Origin of the sequence: Microbacterium ureisolvens (assembly GCF_019511645.1) — a bacterium.
In the GTDB taxonomy this organism is placed as follows: Bacteria; Actinomycetota; Actinomycetes; order Actinomycetales; family Microbacteriaceae; genus Microbacterium; species Microbacterium ureisolvens_A.
Window position 1 is genome coordinate 120,488 of sequence record NZ_JAEUAX010000010.1, and the last position, 7,809, is coordinate 128,296.

The 7,809-nt window shown below is 65.1% G+C and carries 9 protein-coding genes; 1 reads left to right on the plus strand and 8 read right to left on the minus strand.

What is annotated here, in order from left to right:
• Positions 1-42 precede the first annotated feature (42 nt).
• The 7 genes from JNB61_RS16095 to JNB61_RS16125 form a co-directional block, all read right to left on the minus strand.
• Positions 43-723: an ABC transporter ATP-binding protein gene (locus JNB61_RS16095; RefSeq protein ID WP_220340280.1), complete on the minus strand. Its 681-nt coding sequence runs from the start codon at positions 721-723 to the stop codon at positions 43-45.
• Positions 720-1,760 (minus strand): hypothetical protein, encoded by a 1,041-nt coding sequence (locus JNB61_RS16100; RefSeq protein ID WP_220340282.1) that lies wholly within the window; start codon positions 1,758-1,760, stop codon positions 720-722. The genes JNB61_RS16095 and JNB61_RS16100 overlap by 4 nt, the downstream gene beginning before the upstream one ends.
• 69 nt (positions 1,761-1,829) lie before the next feature.
• On the minus strand, positions 1,830-2,816 hold the full coding sequence (locus JNB61_RS16105) for a hypothetical protein (RefSeq protein ID WP_220340284.1): 987 nt from the start codon (positions 2,814-2,816) through the stop codon (positions 1,830-1,832).
• A 75-nt stretch (positions 2,817-2,891) separates the two neighbouring features.
• Positions 2,892-3,308, minus strand: coding sequence for a hypothetical protein (locus tag JNB61_RS16110; protein ID WP_220340285.1), 417 nt, complete (start codon positions 3,306-3,308; stop codon positions 2,892-2,894).
• Between the two features lie 439 nt (positions 3,309-3,747).
• Positions 3,748-4,209, minus strand: a complete 462-nt coding sequence (locus JNB61_RS16115) for a hypothetical protein (RefSeq protein WP_220340287.1) — start codon at positions 4,207-4,209, stop codon at positions 3,748-3,750.
• 15 nt (positions 4,210-4,224) lie between these two features.
• Positions 4,225-5,205: a hypothetical protein gene (locus tag JNB61_RS16120; protein ID WP_220340289.1), complete on the minus strand. Its 981-nt coding sequence runs from the start codon at positions 5,203-5,205 to the stop codon at positions 4,225-4,227.
• The gene (locus JNB61_RS16125) at positions 5,202-5,759 is read right to left on the minus strand and encodes an RNA polymerase sigma factor (protein WP_220340290.1); all 558 of its coding nucleotides are present in this window, start codon (positions 5,757-5,759) and stop codon (positions 5,202-5,204) included. The genes JNB61_RS16120 and JNB61_RS16125 overlap by 4 nt, the downstream gene beginning before the upstream one ends.
• A gap of 436 nt (positions 5,760-6,195) precedes the next feature.
• On the opposite strand from JNB61_RS16125, the gene JNB61_RS16130 reads away from it, so the two are divergent.
• Positions 6,196-6,807, plus strand: a complete 612-nt coding sequence (locus tag JNB61_RS16130) for a recombinase family protein (RefSeq protein WP_220340291.1) — start codon at positions 6,196-6,198, stop codon at positions 6,805-6,807.
• A gap of 363 nt (positions 6,808-7,170) precedes the next feature.
• On the opposite strand, the gene JNB61_RS16135 is transcribed toward JNB61_RS16130, so the two are convergent.
• A partial coding sequence (locus tag JNB61_RS16135) for a tyrosine-type recombinase/integrase (protein ID WP_220340292.1) occupies positions 7,171-7,809 on the minus strand: 639 nt, incomplete at its 5' end.

Below are 7,809 nucleotides of genomic sequence, written 5' to 3' on the forward strand. Positions count from 1 at the left end.
CCTCGTTGAGCAATCGGCGACGCGACGGCCGGGCGTCAGTACTCACGGTCGTGCCGTCTCGGTGACATTGCCGTCCAACATGTGGAGCGTGCGATTCCCGTGACGCGCCACGTCCGCGTCATGCGTGATCATGACCACAGTCCGGCCAGCGGCATTCAGCTCGTCGAAGAGCGCCAGGATGGTAGCCGCTGTACCGCTGTCGAGGTTGCCGGTGGGTTCATCACAGAGTAGGACAGCAGGATCGGAGGCCAACGCCCGTGCAATTGCCACGCGCTGTTGTTGCCCGCCGGAAAGCTCCGTGGGCATGCGAGCAACCAACGCACCGAGACCGACGGCCTGCAGTGCCGTGAGTGCGCGTTCGCGGGATTCCCGCTCGGGCACCCCGCTATAGAGGTCAGCCAGCATCACGTTCTCCAGGCAGCTGCGCTGCTCCAGGAGGTGAAACGACTGAAACACGAATCCGAGCTGGTCTCCACGCACTCGAGCTCGCTGTGCCTCCGGTAGCGCGGTGACATCCTCACCCCGGATCAGGTATCGCCCGCTTGAAGGCTGATCGAGCAGACCGAGGATGTTCAGCAGGGTGGATTTCCCCGATCCTGACGGGCCGACAACGGTAACGAAGTCTCCTTCCTCGATGCGCAGCGAGCACGAAGTGAGGGCGTGCACTGCGGGCGGTCCCGGGTATAACCGGGACACGTCCTGCAGTTCGACGACAGCGGTCATTTGCCCCCCACGACGACAACGTCATCCACTGTGAGATCGCCGTCGAGCGATTGAACAAGCGCCTGCCCCGCGCCGGTGTCCCGGACGATCACCTCAACGTGCTTGGTGGATTCGTTGCGCTCGACGATCAGGTAGTTTCCACCCGACGCGTCCGAGTGGATTGCGGCCAAGGGCACGAGCAGTCCGCTTGCGGGGTTGTCGTCCAACGACACCGAAAGCTCTACGCGACCGTCGATAGAGCCCGGAGGGAGGTCGGCGTCCGGCTGAACCGTCACCGTGGCGCGACTGATGCCATCCTCACCTGTCGCTAGCCCGCCGACCGCCGTGATGGTCCCTTCTCTGGTCCCTCCGATGCTGGCGCCGGCGATCATTACGCGTTGACCAACGCGGAGGAGCTGTGATGTGGCATCGGTGACGGAGGCGGTGACTGTAGGCGCCGAGGTGGTCGCTCGAATCAACGGACTCGAGACCGTCGCACCCAGGGCGCTCTTGACGCTCAGAACGGTTCCGCCGAGCGCCGCCGCGAAGACGAGTTCCGTGCCACGGGCGACATTCCCCTCCGGTGGAGCGTAGCCAGCGGCTCTGTACAGGGCGCGCAGCGCGCTGGTCGTTCCAGCGCCCCACACTCCATCCGGGTCGGGCGCTCCCCATGGCGCCAGTGATTCCTGCAGGCGCGCCACGTCTTCCCCTCTATCTCCCGGCTGGAGATCGCGCAGGAGCGGGATCGCTCCCTGCAGGTAGATGACCGGTCGATCATTGACCTCAGCGAGGACGCCGCCGGCATTGAACTGTTGCCCGACAACGAGCGGGCTGCCGGTCACGACACCGGATGACCCCGCTGGGGTGAGTTCGATGACGTTGCCCAGCCCGACAGCTCCAGGCAGCAGCAATGGGTCCTCCAGCGTGCCTTCGATGACGGGTGTTGTCAGCAGGGATCGTGGCGGGGGCGCGGTGTCCGCGGCGACTTGGGCGGGCGAGCGAACGAAGAACCCCGCAGCGAAAGCGATTACTGCGGAGATGACCGCGGTGGTCAGCACGAGCGAAGCAACGCGGCCGGCGGCGGTTTGCGATGCTCCCCGACTCTTGGGGGGTCTGCGGCTATCCACCTATTCTCCGATCAGCGTGTTGATCTTCTCGAGGCGTTGCCGTTCTGCGTCCAGTGCGGACTGGAATAGTTCGGGTTGCTTGTCGATGGCTTGCTGTTGGTAGTCGCCGAGGACGAAGTAGAAGGTGTCCGGCCAGCGACTGGAGGCGGTGCAAGCGACGTCGGCGGTCGCAGCGGCGATCGTTTCGTCGTTGATGGCGCCGGCGTTCGCCTCCGGCGCTTCTTCGAAGCGTGCATAGTCGTATCCCTCGTCCTTCATGCACTCGGACCAGAGACCGGCGACGTTCTTCACCGCATCATGGTTGAACGTCAGCCCGTAAGTGTCTGACTCGATGTCACGCAAGTCCAGGAGCGGAATACCGATCTCGTCTTCAACCACGCCGTAGCAGCCTCCCTTCGGCGGCGCCTGGCCTGACTGATCACGAGGCACCAGCTCCGGGGACAACTCCACCTGTGCCCCGCCTTCTCCTACGCCGGCTGCCTGGTCAGGCCCGTACAGCGCTGCGGCGAGCTGTGCGGCCTGGGTCGCATCTTCGGGCGGGATCGGGAACAGATTGCCGGGACTGGAGAGGTAGATGCCGCTGCCGTTCACCCACTCTCCGCCGGGAGGTGCGGCATAACCGAACTGGCTGGCTTGATCAAGCGTCAGCGTTCCCAACCGACCGCCCCACTGGAATATCAACGGGCTGCCCGGCTCGGTGCTCACCTGCTGGATGTAGTCGCCCGCGAATGTCGCCGAAATGTCGTACTCGGACAGGCATCGCCCAAGGAGAGAGGCGGTTCCCACTTGCAGTTGTTGGCGTTCAGCGGAACTCGTCTCGTACGACTCGAACGGCAATGATCCCATCGACAGCGCGGACGAGAGTTCATTCGGCACCTCCGGGGTTCTCCAGTTCTCGGCGCTGGGAGAACTTGTGCACCCGGCAAGGGTCACCACGACAGTGAGCAGGGCGAGAGACGACGCGGTTGGTTTCATGATGGTGAACAATCTTGGAGAGGGTCAGCGAGAGACGAGGTGGGGCCGGCCGTCCGAGAAGACGGCTCGGCCGACCCCACGCGGTGGTCACACGCCGGAGAAGCCCGACCAGCCCCCACAGCCAACTTGCGTACCGTTGTTGATCGAGCAGGCCTGCACTCGGAACCTCCACGAGGGCAGGACCCACAGACCCTGGGACTCGGTCTGGCCGGCGCCCTTGATGTTGTCCAGCTGACTGTTCGTCGTGTTGCCCTCCAGGTTCCACTTGATGCGGGAGCCCCAACCGTCGTTGTAGTGATCGGTTGTCGACATGGTGTCCGTCGACGCGTTCCAGTAGGACGACGCGCGCAGCACCGAGCTGTACGTGTACGTCGCACTCGCGTCGGCGTTCGCTGCGACCGCCGGGCCCGCGATCAGCCCCACCGTGACCACGATCGCGCCGGCGATCGCGGTCATCCGCTTCTTCATCACCGGCGGCCGCGACTTGAATGTCAACTTCTTCATGACGGTCTTGCCTTTCGTTCGTTCGCTCGCACCGCTCCAACGCGGCTTCGTCTCCTTGTTTCCAGCGACGGCGCACCGGTTACGGCAGGCTCCGGTAGATGGACTCTTGCGGCGCTGAAGGGGCGGCCGCCGCAGCCGCCCGCCCGCCCGTGGATCTCAGCCCAGGTACTGCTGCGTGATGAGCTTGAGCAGGGCGACCGCCATCGCGAGACTTGGACGGTCGGCTCACTGCTCCGCCATGTCGGGACGCCGTCCGGCAGGGCGCGGGACTGCGGTCCCGCCTATCGGGGGAATGCCGTCGTCGACGAGGGAGGCGTATGCCATGTCGGCGAGCCTCGGTTCCGACGAGCGAGAAACGGTTCGAGCCGGCCGGTCGCCTTCGTCGTGACTCCTCATTCTCGTTGGCGAGCGAGTCGTGTCAGTTACGCCCGATGTCGGGTCAGCAGCCGAGCCGGGTGATGGTTGCGGTCGTGTTCTTGTATGTTCCGGCCGCGGTTGAGTCGACGACGGTGCCGCCATTGAAGGCGCCGACAGTGCCGGAAGAGCGGGCGTTGGCGAAGCTGCGCACAGGACTGCCCAACGGTGCGACGGAGTTCGTGCCGGTGCAGTTGGTGAACGAGATCCGCGCCCCGGACAGGGAGGTCCCGCTGTATGCGCAGAAGCTACCCGTACTGCATGATCCCACCGCGAACAGGGAAGCGCCCTCCGCGAGGGTAAGGATGATCTCGCCGTCGTTCCAGCTGATCTCACGGGACCCGGTCTGTGTGCCGCCCGGGTAGTCCTCGAGTACCTGGTCGATGCGGTCCTGCAGGGAATCGCTCGTGGCGTGTGCCGCTGTCGGAGCGGAGAAGGCCAGCGCGGCGAGGACGACCGTGACGAGAATCGGCCGGATCTTGTTCATCAAGTGGTTCCTTTGCTATTCCCAGGCGATGTACTCGATGACCGCCGGAGCCTGGATATCCGTGCGCGAGGAGCCCGTGTAGGTCACTTCGTAGGAGAGAATGCCCCCGGTCGGGCTGAGCACGAGCGTGTCGCGGTACTCACCTGGAGAACGAGACTCAGTGCTGAACGCCACCCCGTCACGTCCGAGCCGGTCGGTGACGGTCCCGTCGACGTCGACGTCCGGGAGGGTGGCCAGGAATTCGATCAGGGCAGCCCGCTGCTCGTTGGACAGATTCTGCTCGGAGAGCAGCAATCGGACCGCTGAGAAATACTCGCCGCTGGTTCGGGCGGGGACCGTGCCGCTCTCATCGAAGAAGCCCGCCATGTCGGCCACCTCGGTGGGCGCGGGCCCGAAGATCCTGACGGCGTCACCGTGTGATTGCACATCGGACCACAGCACGGTTCCAGGTGTCGGGGTGGGTTCCGCAACAGGCTGACCTGACGCGTCGTACGGCACTCCCGCCCGCACCGTCACCTTGACCCCTCCGTCAGGAAGGTGCTCGATCTCGTGCTCCTCCGGCACGATGAACTGCGGTGGTGTCGCGGCTTCCGGATCGAACGACAGCGCCCACGTTTGGAACCGGATCGGCCCGCCCTCTTCCGGTTCGGGCTCGCGTGCCGCGTCGCTGATTCTCATCAAGTTCTCTTTCGAAGTCCCGTCGACCGGTTCCGGGGTGAGGAGCCTGGGTGTCGCGGCCACCGCGGGCGATGGCTGCAGCAGCGCGATCGAACCGAGCGCCCCGAACACCATGACCAGCAGTACTGAGGCGGCGACGAGCCAGATCGGCCGCCCACGCCACGCGGATATGCGACGGGAGCCGCTCATGTCGTCAGCATCGGGCTCGGCCATGATGCGCTTCAGCAGGGTCTCGTACCGAGGCTCTAGGGCGTCCCCTCGTCTCGCGGTTTGCGGCCGGGCAGCGCGTAGTCGACTGGTGAGTTCATCGTCGTTCACGGCACACCCCTCTCGTCGCCGACCGGCTCACGTGTCTCCAGGAGCGATTTCAGTCGTTCTCGAGCTCGCAGCAGCCGCACCTTCACTGCGCCGACACTGCAGCCGAGGACCTCCGCCATCTCCTCGCGAGTCAGTTCCTCCCAATACGCCATCCAAATCAGTTCGCGATCCTCCGGACGCAGCCTCGATACAATCTGCCGCAGCATGATCGCCTCATCGTCCACAGCAAGCACTGTTGACTCGGTCGCTTCTGCGGCAAGGCGCTGGTAGCGCCTTGCAGTCCTCGCGCGTCGCCGGTATTCGTTGCCGACGACGTTTCGCAGTGTCGCGTACAACCACCGCAGCGTGAACACCAACTCGTGCTCACCTCGGTGACGCCACGCTGCGGAGAATACCTCGGCGGTTACATCCTCGGCATCGCCGAGATCGTTGAGGCGATTGAACGCCGCTGTCAAGATCAGCGAGTGGTACGCACGAAACAGGTCATCGAAGGCACGCACCACGCTGGTACCAAGTACACGCGAAGCGCTCGAATTCGCACGGTCGAGACCCACGTAGCCTATGTTTCCGGCTCGGACCGATCGGTTACAAAACTCTCTGCCGACAATCGCACGGTCCGCAGCATCCGCCTTCGCCGAACCGTGGCGCTCATGGCAAGCCTCCCTATCGCACTCACCAGGCCGTCCACGCGTCCCGGCTCCGCACGTGCTGAGGGCTTCGCGTGCCCTCCGAGTTCACGGACGTCGTCCTTCCTGACGGGGTCGCTTCTCCCCCGTGGGAGCGGGTCCAGGCGGGGCGCTTCTTTGGATGCCTCTCTCGGCAGTCCAGTGCGGGTGGATAGAGGCGGCTCCAGAAACGACCGTTTTCGCAACAACACGGATGCTGCCCCGCCGATGGGGCCGACGACTTGGGGATTGTGTAACGAAACCCAGTGCCGAAATCTATGCTCCGGAAAGTCGGACCGTCCACGAGATTCGATACATTCGACGGATGGGCCACCTTCTCGGCTACGCGCGCGTGTCGACGACCGACCAGGACGCGTCGCTGCAGGTCGACGCACTGAAGGCAGCAGGGTGCTATCGAGTCTTCGTCGACACCGTCTCCGGGTCGATCCAGAAGCGCCCCGAACTCGACCGGCTGCTCGACCAGGTCCGCCCGGGCGACACCATCGTCGTATGGCGGCTCGACCGACTCGGCCGATCGATCCGCCACCTCATCGACCAACTCAACGATCTCGACGCTCGCGAAATCGGGTTCCGATCGCTGCAAGAGACCATCGACACCACCACGCCCGGCGGTCGGCTTGTCTTCCATGTGTTCGCTGCGCTCGCGGAGTTCGAACGCGATCTCATCAGAGAACGTACCAACGCGGGTCTTGCCGCAGCCCGGGCGCGCGGGCGCACCGGTGGCCGCCCCTCAAGCCTCAGCGCTGATCAAGTCCGCTCTGCGAAGCGACTCTACGAACAACGGGAGATGACTGTCGCCCAGATCGGCGCTGTCCTCGGAGTCAGCAGGACGACCGTCTACCGCGCACTCCAACGATCCCCAGAGACCGATTCGACCAACCCCAACCCACGCCGCCCATCTGCGCCCGACCGTTGACCCTGGGAGTTCCTCGCGTCGAGGCACCCCCTGCACCGAACGGGTCGACACTGGCCGGCAGGGTCTGTGCTGACCGGGCGCTCCCTCCGGTTCCGCGTCACACCGATCTGAGTCCCCCACCGAGCGGGACCGTGGGAGGGCTCCGAACTCCCCGCTTCCCGCGCCTCATTCCCGAATTGGAGAGCGATCGCCGCGCCACCTCCGACATAGACATCAGCCTCGGCGCGGACGCAGGCGAGCTCCGCGCCCACCTCTTCGAGCAGCAACAGGATCTCGTCAGCACGGACCTTGCGCCCGGGCCCCGCCGCCCCTCCACCGCGGACACGTCCCGTCGCTGACAACGCGGCCGCCCACGTGGGCGACTCAGGCTCCGCGACCGGGGCCGACTGAATCGCTCCCGAAGTGGTAGCGCGCGTCCAACATCTCCGCTGTCACATCGGGCACCTCGTCGTTCGGCTTGATGTAGTGCGCGATCGTCGTGCGCACGTCTGCGTGTCCAAGCAGTAGCTGGGCGAGTTTCGGATCGGCAGCGTTGGCGATGGTCGTCGCCGCCGCCTTGCGCAGTAGGCGCGCGGTGAGGTGTTCAGGCACGATGCCGACCTCGATCAGCTCCTCTGCATACGTCGCCCGGAATGCTCGCAGGAGACGATTGATGTTGTTCGTCTGACGTGGCGTGCCCCTCCGGGTCGGGAAGAGGAGCCCGTCGGGGTTGTCCACGTACGACGCCAGCCGACGCCTCAGCACCTCTGCAGTGAAGGACGGCACGGTGATCGTTCGCTTCTGCCGCTCTCGCTTCAGCGTGTCCTTGCGGACGGTCCCGAACTTCTTGGTGGTCGACACCGTCCCGACCACTTTGATCTTCATCCGCCCCTCCACGAAGATCACGTCCTCCCGCCGCAGCGCGAGCGCCTCGCCGGGACGAATCGACGTCCCCAGCATCAGAAGGATGACGTCTTCCACCAGCTGGACGTCCGGAACACCCCCACCCACGCGATCGGGACC